Below are 18,499 nucleotides of genomic sequence, written 5' to 3' on the forward strand. Positions count from 1 at the left end.
TATCCTGTTTCCCGGGCAACCTAACCTATACATAAGTGTGGTTTACGGACCGGACGCGCCCATGTCGTCAGGTCGTCTTTCCTAAGTTCGCCCCCACAGGTGCCGGCGTTGAGTGATTAAAAGCTGGGTGAAATGGCCCGATAGGCATAGCTCTCATAAGAGCAACTATCACCAGACCAGCTATAGCGAACCAGAACGACAGAACGAAGAGGTCCGCATACGCAAGCACGTAGGACTGTCCTCGGACATGGGCAGCGACAGTAGCAAGGGCCTCCGCATTGGCGCGTCGCGAGGCCCCAAATAGCGTTTCCAGCCGATGGACGGCCTCGTGGAGACCGCCGGACGAATCCGCGACAGAGCCGCCGAGGATGTTAGAATGGAATTGCTCACGTTGTCGCAACCACGTATTTAATAGGCTGCCCGCAAGTTCGACGCTCCCTAGTCGAACAACTTGGATATAGGCCGACGCAGCCGTAGCACGCTTCGGATCTGTGTTTGCCAACAAATAGACCACAATCGAAAAGAATGTGAACGACTGCCCGGCCGTGTACAACATGACGATTGGGAGGAAGTTCCAGGGCGACCATTCGACTGTCACTCTTGAACCAAGGAGTGCCCCAACAGCCATCCCAACAAAGCCGATGAGCGTGCAAATTCGCGAATCGATATGCCGTAGAAAATAGATAGCCAACGCGATGAACGCAAAAACAGGGATAACTCCCCCGATAACGTAAAGTTGGGAAATCGCGATGGGTCGGAGCCCTATAACGGTTCCCAGGAAGGATGGCACGATGATCGCGCCCGCCGAATTGGAAAACGTAAACGCGATGATGATGGCGTAGCCCATCCCAATATTACGCGAAAGAATGACACTTGCGTGTGCCCAGGGGAGTTTCACTACGCTCTCGTTGACTACGAATCCAATGGCAAGGACCGCTCCGCCCAAGATGAGCGATGTCACAATGCCCGAGTTGAACCAGTCAAGCCGGTTTCCCTGATCGAGGGCGACATAAATCATTGTCATCGAGCAGCCGAGCAGAAGCATTCCACCCCAATCCGCATTCTCGAGCAGGTTCGCGTTTATCTCTTCCTTTGGAGCGGCGATAATCAGCAGAAGGGCGATTATTGGTGCGACGAGCACATCCTGCCAATAAAGCCATTGCCAACCCAAATAGTCCCCATAGACGCCCACGAGAACAAAGCCGAGGTTTTGGGAGAGCGGAACGCGAAGAGCGTAGATCGCAATCCCGATCAACCAGTACTTCATTTCGAGGTTCCGAAAGATAACCATGATTGTTGCCGGTATGAACACTCCAAGCAGAAGCGCTCTGAAGGCATGGAAGACAAAAAGTGTTGTCCCATCGTGGAGTAGCGGGATCGCAAACGAGATACCTGCATAGACAAGGCTCGATGGAATCATTATCCGCCGGATCCCGAAAACCGTGCAGAGCCATGCTACTGCCGAAGAAATGAGAATCTGCGGCGCGTTAGCGACGGTGCTCAGCCAGGAGGCCTCGTCGACACCCAACGAATACACGCCCCTCAGGTCCGGCAGACCCACGGCGAATACTCTGGTGTCGAATCCCACCACGAAGGAGGCCAGCAGCAGCGCCGCGACAATGAGCCGAGGATTGCTTGTGGCGGTGCCGCTCGTCACCGGTCCGAAGGCGGTTGGTAAGGTGCTCATGGCGTTCCGTTAGCGGAAGTATCGACATTGACGACCGCCGACATCCCAGGTCTCAACTGATCGATTAGCGGCTGTCCCGGATCGAAATCGATCCTCACAGGAATACGCTGAACTACTTTTGTGTAATTGCCGGTCGCATTATCGGGGGGAAGCAGGGCGAATATGGAACCGCTCGCAGGCGATAGGCGAGCGACTTTCCCCTCGAGCGTGCGGCCGGGAAACGTGTCAATTTTGATCTTGGCCGTGCGGCCTGGGGTCATGCGGGCGAGCTGAGTTTCCTTGAAGTTTGCAGTGACATACACGCGCGGAAGCGGAACCTCCGAATTTATAGCCGTACCGGCTGCGACGAAATCGCCTTGATGAACCAAGTTACGACCAAGAACTCCGTCAAATGGCGCATAGACCCTCGTGTAGCCCTCATGGATTTGCGCGGTGTCTAGGCTTGCTTGCGCGGCCGAGACTTGCGCCCGCAACAGCGGGGCCTGTCCCTCTAGCACCTTGAGCTGCGCCTTCTGCTGCGCTATCGCGGCAGCGGCGGATTTGACTGACGCTTGAGCTTGGAGATAGGCCAACTGCGCCTGTTGGAGATGCTGCTGCGATGTAGCGTCGCCTAGGCTTGTCTGCCTTTGAAATTCAAGGTCCGTCTGCGTTTGCTGCGCAAGCGCTGACGCGTTTTGGGCTTCGGCCGCCTCCACCGCTGCCCTCTGCAAATCGATTTGATTAGCGAGATTCGCGAGTGAAGCGTTTGCCGACGCGACATTTGCCTTTGCCAAGTCTACGTCGGCATCATATTCCCGCGAATCAATCTGAGCGACCAACTGACCCTTTGCTACTCGCTGGTAGTCGCCGAACGGCGTACTGAGCACCGTGCCAGAAATTTGTGAGCTGAGTGTTGAGACATCGGCATTGACGACGGCGTCGTCTGTAGATTGGTGAGAAGCGCCAGCGACCCAATGGTTCCAGTCCGCGACGACCATAGTCACGCCGCCGCCAACCGCCACGACTGCAAGAACGGGAATGGCGACTCGACGGATTGTTGATACCAATCCATTCGGAGGCTGCGGGTCCGACCGCGGCGAGTCGCTGGCAGGTGCACGACTGGTCGGCAGCGGTGGACTTAGATTCGCGATGCCAAGCTGATCAGCCATAACGGTGCTCACTTCTGATTGAGGTTCGCGAAAATCTTTGCTCGGGCAGGGGCGGGTGTCGGGACGAATGAAACGTGCCCGCTGCTTTGGGATTGCGCCCAGTAGCCCAGTGCCACAAAGACCGCACCGCCTAACAGATTGCCAAATGTGACCCACACCAAATTGCGGATCGCACCAGCAAGAGTGACACTAGCAGGATGACCGCCAATCAACGCCATGGAGAACGTAAACATGTTGGCAACAGAATGCTCAAATCCAGCCGCAACAAATATCGTGATGGGCCAGAAGATTAGCATGATCTTGGCGGCTGCATTGTCTGTTCGACCACCCATCCAGATAGCCAAACAGACGAGCCAATTGCACAAAATGCCTCTGGCGAAGAGTTCAAGCGAACTAGCGGACATCTTTGCCGAAACGGCCGCAAAGAAGGCCTGATTCCCATCACCAAGAAGGACGCCACCACCCGCCATATGAAAGAGCGCCGCAAGGATTACGGCACCTACTAGGTTGCCGATCCAAGTACTGCACCAAACCAGTGGTACGTCCCAAATGCGGCCCTGTCCCTTCAAAACGGCAAGCGGCATGCACATTGCAGTTCCCGTAAATAACTCGGAGCCAGCAAACACGACGATCGTTAACGCCGAGGAAAACACCACGCCCATAACAAGATGTGCCCAAGCCGGATCGGCGTGCGCGCCGGCTGTGAACATTATGATATCGCCAAATCCGATATAGGCACCGGCCATTGCCGCGCCAATCAGAAACGCGAGGAACTGCCCTCGGACACTGCGCGCTTTATGTCCGCCGGCTTCGGCGAAGCTTGTGATGGAATCCTGGTACATGCCGCGATCCCCGCATCTTGCCCGACCGGACCCGGGCAGTTCGATTTCTATGGAGAAAGGCTAGCCGCACTCCGACCGGCGTTGAACCATACCTTGGTCTAGGTCCGTAAGCGGATGGTGTAGATCTGACTTCAAGCCAAGTACGAGTGCCGTTGCGATCGAGATCGAAACCATCCCGCGGTACGGGGGATCGCGTCTGCGAGATCTTTAAACCCGAAGGCTCAGCCGTTGCTAGGAGCTATTGTGACCGGCACCCCTTTATAGGATGGAGTTCCAGAAAGATGGTCAAAGTGACGTAACGACATAACCGCGTTCAACTCCGGGTAATAGCCGGCGGCCGAACCCTTGGGGATGTTGTACTCAACGGCCGTGAAGCCGCGCACCAAGTGCGCTGCCTCGCCAGCTCCGATGAGTCCACGTATGTCGATCCGGTCGCCATCCATGAGACCAAGGCGTGCGAGATCGTCCTTGTTCATGAAGACCACGTCCCGGCGGCCGAAGACGCCACGATAGCGATCATCAAGGCCGTAAACCGTAGTATTGTACTGGTCGTGGCTACGGATGGTTGTTAGGACAAGGGCGTCTGGGTTCTTGAGCAAAGGGTCTTCGTCCAGACCGGTGGCAACAAGGAAGTTCGCCCTTCCGTTTTCCGTGTTCCATCGACGAAATGATGCAGCCACATCGAGGCGGAAACCGCCTGGCACCCGTACACGTCGATTGAAATCGTGAAAGTCCGGGAAGACCACTTCGATCTTGTCTCTGATCCGGTCGTAGTCAGCTATCAGGCCGTCCCAATCGATGCCATAGCGATCACCAAGCGTGGCTTTGGCTATGTTGGCAATAATGGCTGGTTCTGACTTCAACGTATCGCTTGGCGGCTTGAGGAACCCTCTAGAGGCGTGCACCATCGACATCGAATCTTCGACGGTCACGGCCTGCGGGCCAGAAGCCTGAACGTCGAGATCGGTGCGACCAAGACAGGGAAGGACCAAGGAGGTCTTTGCGGTCAGGAGATGTGATCGGTTCAATTTGGTGGCAATGTGAACCGCGAGATCCAATTTCCGCATGCCGGCCCATGTCGCCTCAGGGTCTGACATCGCGACGGCGAAGTTACCCCCAAGGCAAACGAGCGCTTTGGACTCACCTGCGATGATAGACTCTACCGTCTCGATAGCGTTGTGCCCCTTATCCCCCGTTGGTCGGAAGCCAAAGGCTCGCTCGATACCGTCGAGCAACGACTTGTTTGGGATTTCTGTGATCCCGACCGTGCGGTCACCCTGAACATTCGAGTGACCACGAATAGGAGCAATGCCAGCACCTTGTCGCCCAATGTTCCCACGGAGCATCAGCAGATTGGCGATTTGTTGTACGTTTCCCGTACCGTTGGCATGTTGTGTAATACCCATCCCGTAGCAGACGATTACGTTTTTCGCATTTACGTATACATCGGCTGCACTCTCGATAGCATCCTTTGCGAGACCGCTAACCGAAACGATCTGGTCCCAACTGGTGGCCTCGATGTCGGCAAGGACCGCTTCTAAACCGATCGTGTGCTCAGCAATGAAGGCACGATCAAGGACGCCGGAACCGCCTGCGGCAATTTCGACCGCATCACGCTCGAACACCGCCTTCATCATACCCTTGAGCACTGCAAGGTCGCCTCCCGTGCGTAGCTGGTGGTAGGCAGAGGCAATCGGCGTCGAGGACATCGTCACCATTTCGACAGGGTCTTGCGGCGCTGCGAAGCGCTCCAGCGCCCGCTCCTTCAACGGGTTGAACACCACGATCGGCACGCCGCGGCGCGACGCATTATGTAGCGTGGTCATCATTCGGGGATGGTTAGTGCCTGGATTGTGACCGAAGCTAAATATCGCGTCAGCATAGTCAAAATCCTCCAGCGTCACAGTTCCTTTGCCCACACCGATCGACAGCGGAAGCCCGACACTGGTCGCCTCATGGCACATGTTGGAACAGTCGGGAAAATTGTTGGTGCCATAGGCCCGGACGAAGAGCTGGTAGAGAAATGCGGCCTCGTTCGACGCGCGACCGGACGTGTAGAACTCAGCGCTATTTGGATCATCAAGCTTATTCAATTCAGCCGCGATCAGAGTGAAGGCTTCCTCCCACCCAATTGGCTCATAACGATCGGTTTCGCTGTTGTAGTGAAGCGGTGTTGTCAACCGCCCGGCGTCTTCAAGTTCGTGGTCCGACCAGTTCCAAAGTTCCGACACCGTGTTGCTTGCAAACAACTCTGGCCCTGATCGCTTGGCTGTAGACTCCCAGGTTATCGCTTTTGCGCCGTTTTCGCAGAATTCGAATGACGATGTGTGCTTTGGATCTGGCCAGGCGCAACCAGGGCAGTCGAAACCGTCCGGCTGGTTCGCCTTGAGGAGCGTCATAGTCCCCTGGGCAACGACCCGCTGGTGCGCAAGGGTCTTGGCAACTGCTTTGAGAGCACCCCAACCTCCGGCAGGCTGATCGTATTGTTCGATACCTTCGGGACGCTGATCCTTCACGTCGAAACTCCTTCTATCCTGCCGGGTGGCCCAAGGGCCGAAGATGAGTGGCACATCCATCGTCAATTCTACCAACGGCAGAGGGCATCGCACACTATACTCAGGCATAGGGTACCTATTTGACACACAGCCAGCCGGCTCCACGAGGCTATTTCACACTTGCGCATGTAGTGCGGTGACCGGTCCGAGGCAGTTGGCTTTGAGCTGCGGGCACTAATTCTCGTCATCGGAATTTAGCCCGCTCGCAAAAAAAGGCCGTCTCCGGCGGATGGAGACGGCCTTAGCGGATCTTGGGAGGATCCATGGCCTCGGCGGAGGGGGAGGGACGCCGAGGCCGGTAGCAGGGAGCTGCTACCCGCCTCATTGAGGGGTTGAGGCGATGGGTTAAAGGTAGGCCGATCCAGCAGCCGGCATAACTAAACTTAGGTATTGGAGCGACTAGACCCCTGCAGAGTAGCCGAACTAATTCTCTGACAAATGGAGCGTTATGGAGCAGTTGCCACAAGAATCCGATGAGAGCTGACGCTATCTCCTGAGGGGGGCTCTGGGAGTGTTGCGTATGGTGGATGTCGTCTTGCATCAACCATAAGTAAATTATCCCCATGGCGTGTGATGCTAACCAGTGTAGCGTGACGGGAGCGGCCCGCCGGACTTATGCGAGCAAGGCTGGTATGTCGCTTCCGGCCCCGAGGTGCTCAGAATGATACACCGTCGAGAAGCCTTCTTCATTGCCGTCATCATCGTGGCTCTGCTGCCAACGCAGGCAATGTCCGCCAGTATCTTATCTGGCAACTCATCGCCGCTATGTCTCGTTCCGGTCAAGAACGGCGAGCCAACTAAAGCCGACGTCTACCAGTCGTTTCGGCTAACATCGAAGGTCGTCGTCGTGCGCGGCTTGGATCGCCCGATTATTTTCCCACTAAACCGCGGTGGTGTCTGGACGATCAACACCACTGGGGCGTACGTCCCGTTCGGAGGCAATTTCCCCGACCATTATCAAGACCAGTATGCCACCGACACGTCGACGGGAGACGTAATTGGCGTGAGCTGGAAACTCGGAGTTTTCAGGCTTCGACCAGGTGAGACACAGTTCGAACGCGTATTCGCGGCCGACGGAAAGCCGTTCATCCATCCTTTTTCTGTGGCGTACGTGGCGCGTTTAGGAGGCACAGTCATCTCGGATAACTCGGGCCTTTATCTGCTCCGGCCCTCTGGGCAGGTCGAGCGGCTCTACTGGGATACCCGCGTGGGTGGGAAGTCGCCGGGACGAGTGTTCGATCTACCCGAACTGAAGCTGCTTTTGTTCACCGCAGAAGGTTATATCTATGCGAGGGACGACAACGGGAACTTGACGATTTTCGACAAAGGTTTTGGAGGCGTTCAGGCCGCTCGTGTCACTGCGGACAGAAGAATATTCCTAGAGCGCATCGATCAAAATCTTGTCGTGCCCTGGCCTCCGAAGGACCCGACGCGGCCCGCCACCCAGCAAGCCTCTCACACTTACGAGAACTTTGGAGGCATTGAAACCTACGTCGGCACATTGGTCAGAGTGCACGACAAGCAGATGTCGGTCGACTTGCCGCAGAGAGTTTATAACCCGCCGACGGAGTTTCCGGGTGGCGTTATGGTGGCTAACGCGGGTAACGACGGTCTTTACACGTTGAACGCCGAAAACAGATGGGATTTGGTTGACCAGAGCCGCGAGATTGCCGGGAATGTCATCTACCTCTTCCAGCTTCCCATCGAAAACCAAGCCGTCTTGGTCAACGGCAGGGAAGGACTTTTCCTTCTGGTCCGGAAAACCGATGCGCGAGCGGTCGCGTGCTTGAGGTAAATTGCCGGTAGAAGGTCATCTCGTTGACAGACACCCGCGCCGCGATGTCCGGCGGTTGGCCAAGGGACTGAGGCTAACCGCAATTCTGTTAGTAATGAAAGGGTTTGGCTCCGTCATCGGCCGCGTGCGCATTTGGCTCTACAGGATGCCTGGGCCGATCTAGTGGCATTAATGCCGGACAAATGCGTAGTTCGGTCCGAACAGATCGGAAGCCCTCACTGCTTTTGATCATGAAGAGCCCAACCTAACCCGATAAGGCTGGGCGATATGCACGCATTTTCTCGGCTCATGTACTGTGGCGCTGCACCGCGACACGGGGATGTCTGAACTCGATAACGGGCAATCCTTATATGCGAGGATTCGAGACTGCTTGCCTTATTTCCGATCGTTGGAGGGAACTGGCGCTACATGCCATTTCTGCCGATCGAACCCTTGGGCCACAGCGGGCCTTGTGCCGCATCGTGTCCACTCACAGACCGTTCGCAACGCTTGGAGCGTGAGCGTGTAGCCACTATACGTTGGTCTGGGATAAACTAGACGACTATTGAATAGATGCTCAGGCCCTCGTTCGTATCATCCAGACATCAAGTTTTTTTTCTGGATACATTCGACCATGGCTACAGCGAGTTCCCCCTTCATTTCGGAAGATTCCTTCGAAGCGAACTTTCTTCCGGTAACACTGGTGGTCGGGTGCCTTGGGGCCTCGCCGACGAAGAAAGCTGATGCCGCTGGCGGCCCTGGTGTCCGACGCGTTCTTTTGAGCGACGGGTTCGATCAGAACTGCCTCTCCGACGCGCGATTTGTATATTGCTCCTCCGGTCACGTCCTTATCAGCAGCGAAGACCACCAAGAGAATATCGTTGCCCATCCCGGCGACCTCGTTGCTCTTCGTTACAATGCCGTCGCCACCATCCTCAACCTAGATGATCTGGTCGCAGAGTTAATTGTAGCTGATACGACCTCTGATCCTATCTCCGTGAGTATGTTGGCCAGAGGCGAATACAGGCTAGGAAATCGTCTTTCGCTGAGTAGAAGAACTTGCGCTGCGCAGTCCGCCGTTTCATGGGATTCAACCGTACGGAGTTCCGTCTTTGAAGGCACGGTGTTTATCCCGCCGCAGGCACAGACGACCATCGCGATCCTCTCAAAGCGGCAAGTCCATGGTTCCGTGGTTGAGTACCAGCTGAACCCGACGGTTTGCGAGCTTGGCTACGTCGTATCTGGCCGAGGGCGCATCACGCTCGCTGACAGGAATGGACAGGTTGATACGTTCGAAGCACGGCGTGGCGATGTTTATTGTATGCCGGCGGGCTCGTCGTGCTGCACCGAGACCCTTGGCGACGGGGAACTATCCATGCTGGCCATCTTCGAGAGAGCAGACGAGGCCACCGGGACGTGGCGCTCGATAAGCCTCGACCTCAGCGTCAGCATAGTCAGCCTCGAGCTAGACGCGAGGCCAGAGCGGCACGTCGCCCAGACCAATCTCAGCCCGAAGGCTCGTAGGAGCATCAAGATCGCAAGCAACTGGCCGTCGATGGGAGGTAACTCGCTCCCGAGAACGGCATAACGAAATACTGCGGGCAACCCAAAATCCTCGGCCCAAAGTGTCTTCCCAAACGCAAACCAACCCCTCTCAAAGGAGTATCCCATGCGAAACATTCTCTCTCCCACTCTCGCCCTCGCAGCTCTGTCGCTGCTTGCCTCTTCCCCTGCTTTCGCGGCAGAACACGTCGAGGCGGGAAAGGTCGATTGCGACCTTTCTGCGGGCATTGGCGTAATCGTTGGTTCGCAACAGGAAGTGAGCTGCGTGTTCACCCCTTCGGGTTCGGGTCCTAAGGAAGACTATAAGGGTAAGATCACCGAGTTCGGCATCGATATCGGCGAGATCGGTAAAGCCAAGATGGCGTGGCTGGTGTATGCGCCGGCGTCGCGCAGCAAAAACGCGCTGGCCGGCACGTATAGCGGCGTAAGCGCTGATGCGGCCGTCGGTCTGGGCTTGGGTGCGAAGGTCCTTGTCGGAGGTGACCACGGAACGATCTCGCTCCAGCCAGTCTCTGTGCAGGCCGAAGAAGGTGTCAACATCGCGGCTGGCATCACCGCGCTCACGCTCGACGCGGCGAACTGATCCAACAAGGCGGTGCGCGTCGCTCGACTGATCGGCGCGCACTTTGAGCGACGAGTGACCTTTATGAGAGCAGTTACTCCCGTCCAGGAATTTTCAGCGAGGCTACCGTGACCGAGACTTTCGGAAACGAACCTGCGAGCGTAGAGCACGATCAGATCGCGACATTCGAAACGAATGGCGGCAGAGCCTCTCTCGTTGAGGTGGAAGACTTTACGAAAAGTCTCAAGGAGACCGGAGCCAAATCCGTTCGCTTGGTGGATGCGATAACGGGCGCGCGCTTGAGACCCAAGGATGCCTGTCGCGTTGACGATTTGCGACCAGCGCTCGCGGAATATGTCTGCAGCATCTATCCCAACGTAGGAGCCGATGATTACATCGATCGGCGGGCCATCGATGACCTTCGAGGTCGCTACGTATCCGAACTTCTCAGGGACGAGAAAGGTGAGCTTTCATCGCTAGAAACGGAAGTTGTCGATAGTCTGAGAACGCACGATACTCTCACGGAGAATATCGAGAACGAGTACGACGGCCAACGTCCGGTGGGTGATCGGATAGCCGACGGAGTGGCAAGTTTTGGCGGCAGCTGGACATTCATCATCGGTTTTATCGTACTTCTGGCTGGATGGATGGGCGTGAACGTCGCTCTCGGAGCTAGGGTTGCCTTCGACGCATATCCCTTCGTCCTCCTCAATCTGGTGTTGTCGACAATCGCAGCATTCCAAGCGCCGGTCATCATGATGAGCCAGCGCAGGCAGGAATCAAAGGATCGGCTGCGGGCCACGAATGATTATAAAGTCAACCTCAAGGCAGAGCTTGAGATCAGGCATCTACATGAAAAAATTGACCATCTCCTCAATAGACAGTGGGAGAGGTTGACCGAGATCCAACAAATCCAGATCGAAATGATGAACGATCAGGCGAGGGCGGCAAAGCGCATGCTCAAAGCAACTAGGACAAAGTCGAAGAATGCCGAACAGTCGCGTCCGCGAGCTACGGAAACGTGAGGCGCTTCACTCTCGAAGAAGCTACACCTAAGTGTAGTATCGATATCAACCGAGGTTGGTACGGTGGTGAAAAGCCCACTAAAAAAACCGCGTAACCACCCGGAATGTATTTAGAATTGCCACATCGGTGGGACGTACCTGCTCCTCTCGTCGCGGCCCAAAGCATGTGCGTAGCCGCGATTTTTAACAATACCCATAGGTAGCAAGATGCCAAAGGACCTCATCGAGTATTCCACGCCGATCGGCGATCAGGTGGCCTACACCACTTGCTATATGTGCGCATGCCGGTGCGGCATAAAAGTTCATCTGCGCGATGGGCAGCTCCGATACATCGAGGGAAACCGGGACCATCCGGTGAACCGGGGCGTTCTTTGCGGGAAGGGTTCTGCCGGCATTATGAACGTGCTTTCGCCTGCGCGCCTGCGCAAACCGCTGAAACGGGTAGGCCCGCGCGGTTCCGGCGACTTTGTCGAAATCGAGTGGGACGAGGCAATGGCGATCGCCACGGATCGCCTCCGGAATATCAGGCAAACCGATCCGAACAAGCTTGCCCTATTCACGGGTCGGGACCAGTCGCAGGCTTTGACCGGTTACTTTGCCCAGATGTTCGGCACCATGAACTTTGCCGCCCACGGAGGGTTCTGCACAGTCAACATGGCCGCCGCAGGTCTCTATTCTGTAGGCGGATCATTTTGGGAATTCGGCGAGCCGGATTGGGAACATGCAAAGTTATTCCTGATGATTGGCGTTGCGGAAGATCATGATTCCAATCCGATCAAGCTGGGGCTTGGACAGCTCAAGGGCAGAGGGGCCAAGGTGATGGCAATCAACCCGGTGCGTACGGGATATGCCGCCATCGCCGACGAATTCATCGGGATCACGCCCGGCACGGATGGTCTGTTGATAATGGCGCTGATCCACTGTCTTCTTGCCTCCGGCAACATCGACGCGGAATTTCTCGTCCGTCAGACTAACGCGCACTATCTGGTGATCGATGCTGCGGGAGACGCAGACCACGGTCTTTTCGCACGTGACGGTGAGGGCCTTCCGCTGGCTTGGGATCGCGGCCGGAACGCGCTCGCACCGGCCGAGGAACCGGAGATCGATCCCGCGCTCCTTGGATCCTTTACACTTTCAGACGGCAGGACTGCCCGGCCGGCCTTTTCTTTGGTTGTCGATCGCTACTTAGCATCAGAATACAGCCCCGAAGCGGTCTCCGAGCGATGCGGGGTGGATGCTCAAACCATTCGCCGCATTGCTGCAGAAATTGCGGAGGTCGCCTTCAATCAACCGGTCGTCATTGACCAGCCCTGGACCGACTCATCCGGGCGCAAACACGCCAAGATGATAGGTCGACCAGTTGCGATCCATGCGATGCGCGGAATCTCAGCCCACTCAAACGGTTTCCACACCTGTCGCGCGATCCACCTGCTTCAGATGCTGATTGGTGCAATCGATACGCCGGGTTCTTGGCGCTACAAGTCTCCCTATCCAAAGCCGGTCGGGGCCGGCCTTCCGCCAGGCGGAGGGCTCAGAAAGGAAAACGGTGCGTTAGCCGCGCCGCCCTTGGGCCTTCCTCAGTGCCCTGAAGATTTGCTGGTTGACGAAGCAGGGGAAGCGCTCAGGCTTGATCGCGCCTTCTCGTGGGATGCTCCCTTAGCGATCCATGGATTGATGCACATGGCAATCGGCGAGGCACATCTGCAAGACCGCCAGGAGATCGACACGCTGTTCCTCTACATGTCCAACGTTGCTTGGAATTCAGCGATGAACCCGGGTGATGCAATGCACATGTTGACCGATCGCAACGACGATGGCGGCTACCGTATCCCTTTCGTAATCTATGTTGACGCGTTCTTCTCGGAAACAGTCCCATACGCGGATCTCGTTCTACCGGACACGACGTATCTTGAACGCTACGACTGCATCTCGCTTCTCGATCGGCCGATCGGCTCGGCCCACGGGCCGGCGGACGCCATCCGAATACCGGTTCTCAAGCCTGATCGCGATGTGCGTCCGTTTCAGGACGTCATCATTGACCTAGCCGGCCGCCTGGACTTGCCAAACTTCAGCGATAGCAGCGGAAAGCCGATCTACTCATCTTACGCAGACTACATCGTTCGTCACGAACGGAAGCCAGGTGTGGGACCGCTCGCCGGCTTCCGTGGGCGCGAAGGAGAAGACATCGGGCGCGGTGAACCTAATCCGGATCAGCTAAAACGGTACATCGAGAATGGCAGCTTCTGGCGGCACTATCTTCCTGCGGAACAGTTGTACTTCAAGTACTCGAACAAAGCCTATCTAGAGGGCGCGAAGGCGATGGGTCTGATCGACAACGATGCAAAGATCACCCTGCAGCTTTACTGTGAACCCCTACAGAGGTTCCGATTGGCGGCCCAAGGCCACGGCGATGTCCAACCACCGGAGCGTGTGCGTGAGCGGGTAGGCCGTTTTATGGATCCACTTCCGATTTGGTATACCCCGGTAGAGGAGACCTTTGTCGACCGAAAGCGATATCCATTTCATGCGGTGACCCAGCGTCCAATGGCGATGTATCACTCTTGGGGTTCCCAGAACGCCTGGTTGCGTCAAATCCTCTCCGAGAACCGCTTGTACATCGCTCGTGATACGGCTGCAGGCTTGGGCATCGAAGACGAGGACTGGATCCGGGTCGAAAGCCGAAACGGCAGTCTGAAATGTCGCGCCCGCCTAATGGATGGCGTCAATCCGAATACCGTCTGGACCTGGAACGCGATTGGCAAGCGGTCCGGCGCATGGACGTTGGACAAGGACGCACCCGAGTCCAACACGGCATTCCTGCTCAACCACATAATCTCAGAGTACTTGCCGGCCGATCAAAGTGGGAGACGGGCATCGAATAGCGATCCCGTTACGGGGCAAGCCGCCTGGTTTGATCTCACCGTGCGGATCGAGCGCTGCGAGCCAGACGAAGTCGAACAAACACAACCGCACCCTGCAAGTGTCTCGGCCCCGTTCAAATCATTTCATCCACCGATATTGCGCTTTGGCTCGAAAAAGAAGGGAACGACGTCGTGACAAGCTTACCAAAATCTCAAGAGAACGCGCGGAAGCTTGGCCTTGTAATCGATCTTGATACATGCGTTGGCTGTCATGCCTGCGCAGTCAACTGCAAGGAATGGAACACGGGAGGACATTATGCACCGCTCCCCGACTACGACCCGTACGGAAAAGAGCCCGATGGCGTCTGGTTCAACCGGATCCATTCATACGAGGCAGGTTCCGCCTCAGAAAGCAAGACGGTAAACTTCCCACGGTCGTGCCTTCATTGCGAGCAGCCTCAATGCGTCACAGTCTGTCCAACAGGGGCGTCGTACAAGCGCGCAGAAGACGGCATCGTGTTGGTCAACACGGATATCTGTATTGGTTGCAAACTCTGCTCCTGGGCGTGCCCCTACGGTGCGCGCGAATTCGATGAAGACAAAGGCGTGATGAAGAAATGCACGCTCTGCATCGATCGCATCTACAACGAGACACTGCCGGAGGCGGAGCGCGAGCCTGCCTGCGTGGCAACCTGTCCCTCGCGAGCCCGGCACTTCGGCGATCTGGGCGATCCGAACAGTGATGTATCGAAGTTAGTAGCAGAGCGCGGCGGGGTCGATCTGATGCCGGAACTGGGGTACAAGCCGACAAACAAATATCTGCCCCCTCGGAAGTCGACCATTCCCAGCAAGCCGCTGGAGAATTCGACTTCTGACGGCGGAAACGCCTTGCTGCGCTTGCTTGACAGGGTACTATCGCGATGAACCCGGCAAGCTCTGTTCTTCTGCTGACGACATTGACCGGGTTCGGGTATGGCCTCCTGGCTTGGCTTGGGCTCTTGGTCGCATTCGACCTTATACCGCCTTCGCCGTTGTTTCTTCCTGCAGCGGTAGTTGTGGCGCTCGCGTTCTCCAGCGCTGGCCTCATTGCCTCGACGCTACACCTTGGTCGCCCTGAGCGCGCTTGGCGGGCGTTCAGCCAATGGCGATCATCCTGGCTTTCCCGAGAAGGGGTCGCCTCACTTTCGACCTATCCACCCGCACTCGGCCTCGCGGTCTCCTGGTGGCATCTCGGACCGAATGACCTGCTGACGCAAGCACTTGGACTGTTTTCGGCGTTTCTCGCATTAACGACAGTTGGCTGTACGGCCATGATCTATGCCAGCCTGAAACCTATCCGTCAGTGGCACAATGCTCACACAGTTCCCGATTACCTCATATACGCAATGTTCTCCGGAGCGGTGTTGTTATCTTCGCTTTGGTCGTTTTGGTTCGGTTTTTCTCTCATGCTCGCCGGCGCGGCAATAGCGTCAGCCATCATAGCGATCGTTGCCAAGGTCGCGTACTGGCGATTCATTGATCGACAGCAGCCTCTTGCCACTCTCGCGTCAGCCACCGGGCTCTCGTCCCTAGGTTCAGTGCGTCCACTAGACAACCCCCACTTCACGGAAAACTACATCCTGAGGGAGATGGGCTATCAGGTTGCTCGAAAGCATGCCGCCAGGCTTCGCAGGATCGCCTTGGCGCTCGCATTTCTGGTGCCGGTCTTACTAACCTGCCTTGCCGCTTCGAGTGTCATCCCGACTGTGACCGCCGGCATGGCGGCCCTTTTGGCGCTCGTCGGTCTCTTCGTCGAACGATGGCTCTTTTTTGCAGAGGCGACTCACGTTTCGACCATCTACTATGGACGATAGACATGTCACTGTTTTCTGAACAATTGCCTGACGAGGCCCTGGCCAAGGTAACCACATCACCGGAGCCGGGAAACCCGGAACCCATCGAGCGGGAACCAGATTACCGATTTACGCTGGCCAACGAACGGACATTTCTAGCTTGGATCCGCACTGCCCTCGCGCTGTTGGCGGGTTCGATAGCAATTATCCAGCTTATTCCGCACTTCAGGGTGCCGCACGTGCGCGAAGTGCTCGGAGGCTTTCTGGCCCTCACGAGTATTGCTCTCACGATGTACAGTGGTTGGCGTTGGTATGCCGTCCAACGTGCGATGCGCAGAGAGGCGGCTCTCCCTCCGTCGCATGCCGTTTGGCTGCTGATCTGCACTATTGTTTTCGTGGGAACAATCATCTTGCTTCTCGCGATCGGCCGGGCATCGGGAGGTTGACCGTGCAGTCGAAGGTCGACGACAACGCGCGAGTAGGCCAATCAGGTTCGCAAGCCGCGCGCACTGACCTGTCGTGGCTGCGCACGTCCCTTGCTATATTTGCGAACGGTGGGCTGTTGCTATTGCGTCGAGATCTGCAAGCCCCAACCAATCTACAGATCATTGGTGCCGTCGGAGCCTTCATGCTCGGCATACTGACGTTGATCGTTTACTCGCGGCGAGATGCTCTGCTCACGATGTATCCGTTGCCCCCGGTTCACACCGACCCGCGGCCAGTGATTATACTTGTATCCGCCACGTTGCTCTTAGACCTCATCGCTTTTTCGCTGATCGCAGCCGGGACCTAATTCGAATTGCGCCAAGTCGGACTGAGAATGCGCAACCCGTAGCATTTTGCTTGATGGGACGTGGCGAAGGATAGGAGCGACGCTTGATATGCCCGGATGCCGCGTCAATGACCTATAGCGCCTTTGGACAGGCCCTACACTCTGCCTATCTACGCAAATGGCGTGGCACCGAGACGCTTCAAATCCCGCTTACACATCGATTATCGGTCGCGAGAAGTTCGTTCGTCGTTGCGGCTTGAGCGGCCACGAGGCCGGCTCCGTTACCATTGCCCGCCGGGCGATGGGCTATTCCGAGAAGCTGCCCGGTCCTCGACGGGACACGCGATCTCCAACTCGGTAATCAAGGTCTATATCGCTCCCAGCGGCACATCATGGGAAGATCGGTTGCCGATGACATCCCGCAACTGGATGCGGTCTATATAAACACGGCCTTGCGCGGGATCATGTTCCGGATGCGAAAACTGAAGATCAAGATGCTGAGGCATCCGCAGGGCCTGCTCGACGTTTACGATGCCAAGCGGCACATAGCCCTGATCGCCTCTGGTGACGATTTCGATAAGCGGTGACACGGTTTTTCTGTTCTTCATATTACGGCTCTATAAATTAGATGTGGTAGAAGCGGAGCCAATCTAGGCAACATCGCAGGCTGGCAACGTGCGAACGCTTCCGATCTCCGCAGACAAAAGCGGGGACTGTTTAAATTGCCAATAAAGACGATCCCAAAGTGACTCGTCGGGGTCCCGACCGAGCAAAATATCGATCGGATCTATTCGATCCGTTAGGTGCGGCCTAGGTTCAAAATTACCCTTTTGCATCAATGTTGTATCGCTCATTCTTAAATCCTCTAGTTGTTGATAACAAACTAGAAAATTCGGTTTCCCGGCGGAACCCAATAGGGGTTTAGTGCTGACTATACGAACGTATTGCCCCCGCAGACGAAGGTTGGATTCAAAGGCACCGGCGGCGGTTTTAAGCTCCAGGACACAATCAATTCTGGAGCCTGCGATGCATCACAAAACGATCATTACATGCGTAATCGCGGCAGCCTGCATCTGCATCCCTACCGCGGGCTACGCAAACCTCGACCCTGCGGTTTCCAAGTTTGTCGTTCCTGGCCGCCCAGCCGCAGATCTCACCCTTACCTTTAGAAAGCAGGTCAAGTTGGAGAGGTCGGCGTTCGAGCTGGTAGACGAGCACAACGTCCGGATACCGATCGACAACGTAGTGATCAACGCGGCCGGTCGGGACGTAGTTGTTTCACTCGACCGTGGCCTCAAGCCAGGCAGCTACAAGGTGCAATGGCGGGCCTGCTACGAGGACGGCCAAGTTGAACAGGGCACCTACAACTTCGAAGTTCGACACTAGGAGCACGAGCACATGCGGATGCTGATGCTATCGATAATGGCCCTAATGCTTGCAGGGGTCTTCGCCCCGCTCTTTGTGGCTTGGGGAACCGAACAGATCGCTCCCGGGCAATCCCTACAAGAGGCAATCGATTCGAGTGAAGGCAATTGAGTTATGAAAGTCTACAGCAAGAACGAGTCCGCGATCAAAGCACTCACTCCTGAGCAATTCAGAATTACCCAGCAGAATGCTACCGAGCAACCTAAACCCGGCATCTACGTGGATGTGGCTTCCGGAGAGCCATTGTTTGCTTCCTCCGACAAATATGAATCCGGCTGCAGCTGGCCAAGCTTCACGAAGCCAATCGGTGATCGAAACATCGATGAACGCACCGATCGCTCCGACGGGTTGTTCGTCGTGAGGTTCGGTCGGCACACGCTGATAGCCATCTCGGGCCCGCAGGTCGAAGCCGCCACAGAGTAAAATAGCACCTCACCTATGGACTCTTCCCAA

15 protein-coding genes and 1 pseudogene are annotated in these 18,499 nt (G+C 56.3%); 11 read left to right on the plus strand and 5 right to left on the minus strand.

Annotated elements, in window-relative coordinates; translation table 11 throughout:
* Positions 1-67: 67 nt before the first annotated feature.
* From QA644_RS24825 to QA644_RS24840, 4 genes are all read right to left on the minus strand, one after another.
* On the minus strand, positions 68-1,687 hold the full coding sequence (locus tag QA644_RS24825; protein ID WP_283073697.1) for an MFS transporter: 1,620 nt from the start codon (positions 1,685-1,687) through the stop codon (positions 68-70).
* A complete protein-coding gene (locus QA644_RS24830) occupies positions 1,684-2,835 on the minus strand; it encodes an HlyD family secretion protein (protein WP_283073698.1) in 1,152 nt (383 codons plus the stop codon). Before QA644_RS24830 ends, QA644_RS24825 begins: the two co-directional genes overlap by 4 nt.
* 8 nt (positions 2,836-2,843) lie before the next feature.
* Positions 2,844-3,677 (minus strand): formate/nitrite transporter family protein, encoded by an 834-nt coding sequence (locus QA644_RS24835; RefSeq protein ID WP_283073699.1) that lies wholly within the window; start codon positions 3,675-3,677, stop codon positions 2,844-2,846.
* A gap of 221 nt (positions 3,678-3,898) precedes the next feature.
* Positions 3,899-6,193 (minus strand): FdhF/YdeP family oxidoreductase, encoded by a 2,295-nt coding sequence (locus QA644_RS24840; RefSeq protein ID WP_283073700.1) that lies wholly within the window; start codon positions 6,191-6,193, stop codon positions 3,899-3,901.
* A 700-nt stretch (positions 6,194-6,893) separates the two neighbouring features.
* Between QA644_RS24840 and QA644_RS24845 the strand changes: the two genes are divergently transcribed.
* From QA644_RS24845 to QA644_RS24885, 9 genes are all read left to right on the plus strand, one after another.
* Positions 6,894-8,027, plus strand: coding sequence for a hypothetical protein (locus QA644_RS24845; protein ID WP_283073701.1), 1,134 nt, complete (start codon positions 6,894-6,896; stop codon positions 8,025-8,027).
* Between the two features lie 613 nt (positions 8,028-8,640).
* Positions 8,641-9,594, plus strand: coding sequence for a cupin domain-containing protein (locus QA644_RS24850; protein WP_283073702.1), 954 nt, complete (start codon positions 8,641-8,643; stop codon positions 9,592-9,594).
* Positions 9,595-9,675: 81 nt separating this feature from the next.
* Positions 9,676-10,152 (plus strand): DUF992 domain-containing protein, encoded by a 477-nt coding sequence (locus QA644_RS24855; protein WP_283073703.1) that lies wholly within the window; start codon positions 9,676-9,678, stop codon positions 10,150-10,152.
* A gap of 200 nt (positions 10,153-10,352) precedes the next feature.
* A complete protein-coding gene (locus QA644_RS24860; RefSeq protein ID WP_283073704.1) occupies positions 10,353-11,156 on the plus strand; it encodes a DUF1003 domain-containing protein in 804 nt (267 codons plus the stop codon).
* A 207-nt stretch (positions 11,157-11,363) separates the two neighbouring features.
* Positions 11,364-14,213, plus strand: coding sequence for a molybdopterin oxidoreductase family protein (locus QA644_RS24865; protein WP_283073705.1), 2,850 nt, complete (start codon positions 11,364-11,366; stop codon positions 14,211-14,213).
* Positions 14,210-14,941, plus strand: a complete 732-nt coding sequence (locus tag QA644_RS24870) for a 4Fe-4S dicluster domain-containing protein (protein ID WP_283073706.1) — start codon at positions 14,210-14,212, stop codon at positions 14,939-14,941. Before QA644_RS24865 ends, QA644_RS24870 begins: the two co-directional genes overlap by 4 nt.
* The gene (locus QA644_RS24875) at positions 14,938-15,870 is read left to right on the plus strand and encodes a DmsC/YnfH family molybdoenzyme membrane anchor subunit (protein WP_283073707.1); all 933 of its coding nucleotides are present in this window, start codon (positions 14,938-14,940) and stop codon (positions 15,868-15,870) included. Before QA644_RS24870 ends, QA644_RS24875 begins: the two co-directional genes overlap by 4 nt.
* A gap of 2 nt (positions 15,871-15,872) precedes the next feature.
* A complete protein-coding gene (locus tag QA644_RS24880; protein WP_283073708.1) occupies positions 15,873-16,295 on the plus strand; it encodes a DUF202 domain-containing protein in 423 nt (140 codons plus the stop codon).
* 2 nt (positions 16,296-16,297) lie between these two features.
* On the plus strand, positions 16,298-16,642 hold the full coding sequence (locus tag QA644_RS24885) for a DUF202 domain-containing protein (protein WP_283073709.1): 345 nt from the start codon (positions 16,298-16,300) through the stop codon (positions 16,640-16,642).
* A 347-nt stretch (positions 16,643-16,989) separates the two neighbouring features.
* On the opposite strand, the gene QA644_RS24890 is transcribed toward QA644_RS24885, so the two are convergent.
* Positions 16,990-17,229 carry a hypothetical protein gene (locus QA644_RS24890; RefSeq protein WP_283073710.1) on the minus strand — a complete coding sequence of 80 codons (240 nt, stop codon included), beginning with the start codon at positions 17,227-17,229 and terminating at the stop codon, positions 16,990-16,992.
* Between the two features lie 418 nt (positions 17,230-17,647).
* Here QA644_RS24890 and QA644_RS24895 point away from each other — a divergent pair, with 418 nt between their 5' ends.
* Together QA644_RS24895 and QA644_RS24900 are read left to right on the plus strand one after the other, a co-directional pair.
* Positions 17,648-18,007 (plus strand): copper resistance protein CopC, encoded by a 360-nt coding sequence (locus tag QA644_RS24895; RefSeq protein ID WP_283073711.1) that lies wholly within the window; start codon positions 17,648-17,650, stop codon positions 18,005-18,007.
* A 153-nt stretch (positions 18,008-18,160) separates the two neighbouring features.
* Positions 18,161-18,441: pseudogene (locus tag QA644_RS24900) on the plus strand (peptide-methionine (R)-S-oxide reductase); the annotation flags it as partial.
* Between the last annotated feature and the right edge of the window lie 58 nt (positions 18,442-18,499).

Origin of the sequence: Rhizobium sp. CC1099 (assembly GCF_029714385.1) — a bacterium.
In the GTDB taxonomy this organism is placed as follows: Bacteria; Pseudomonadota; Alphaproteobacteria; order Rhizobiales; family Rhizobiaceae; genus Rhizobium.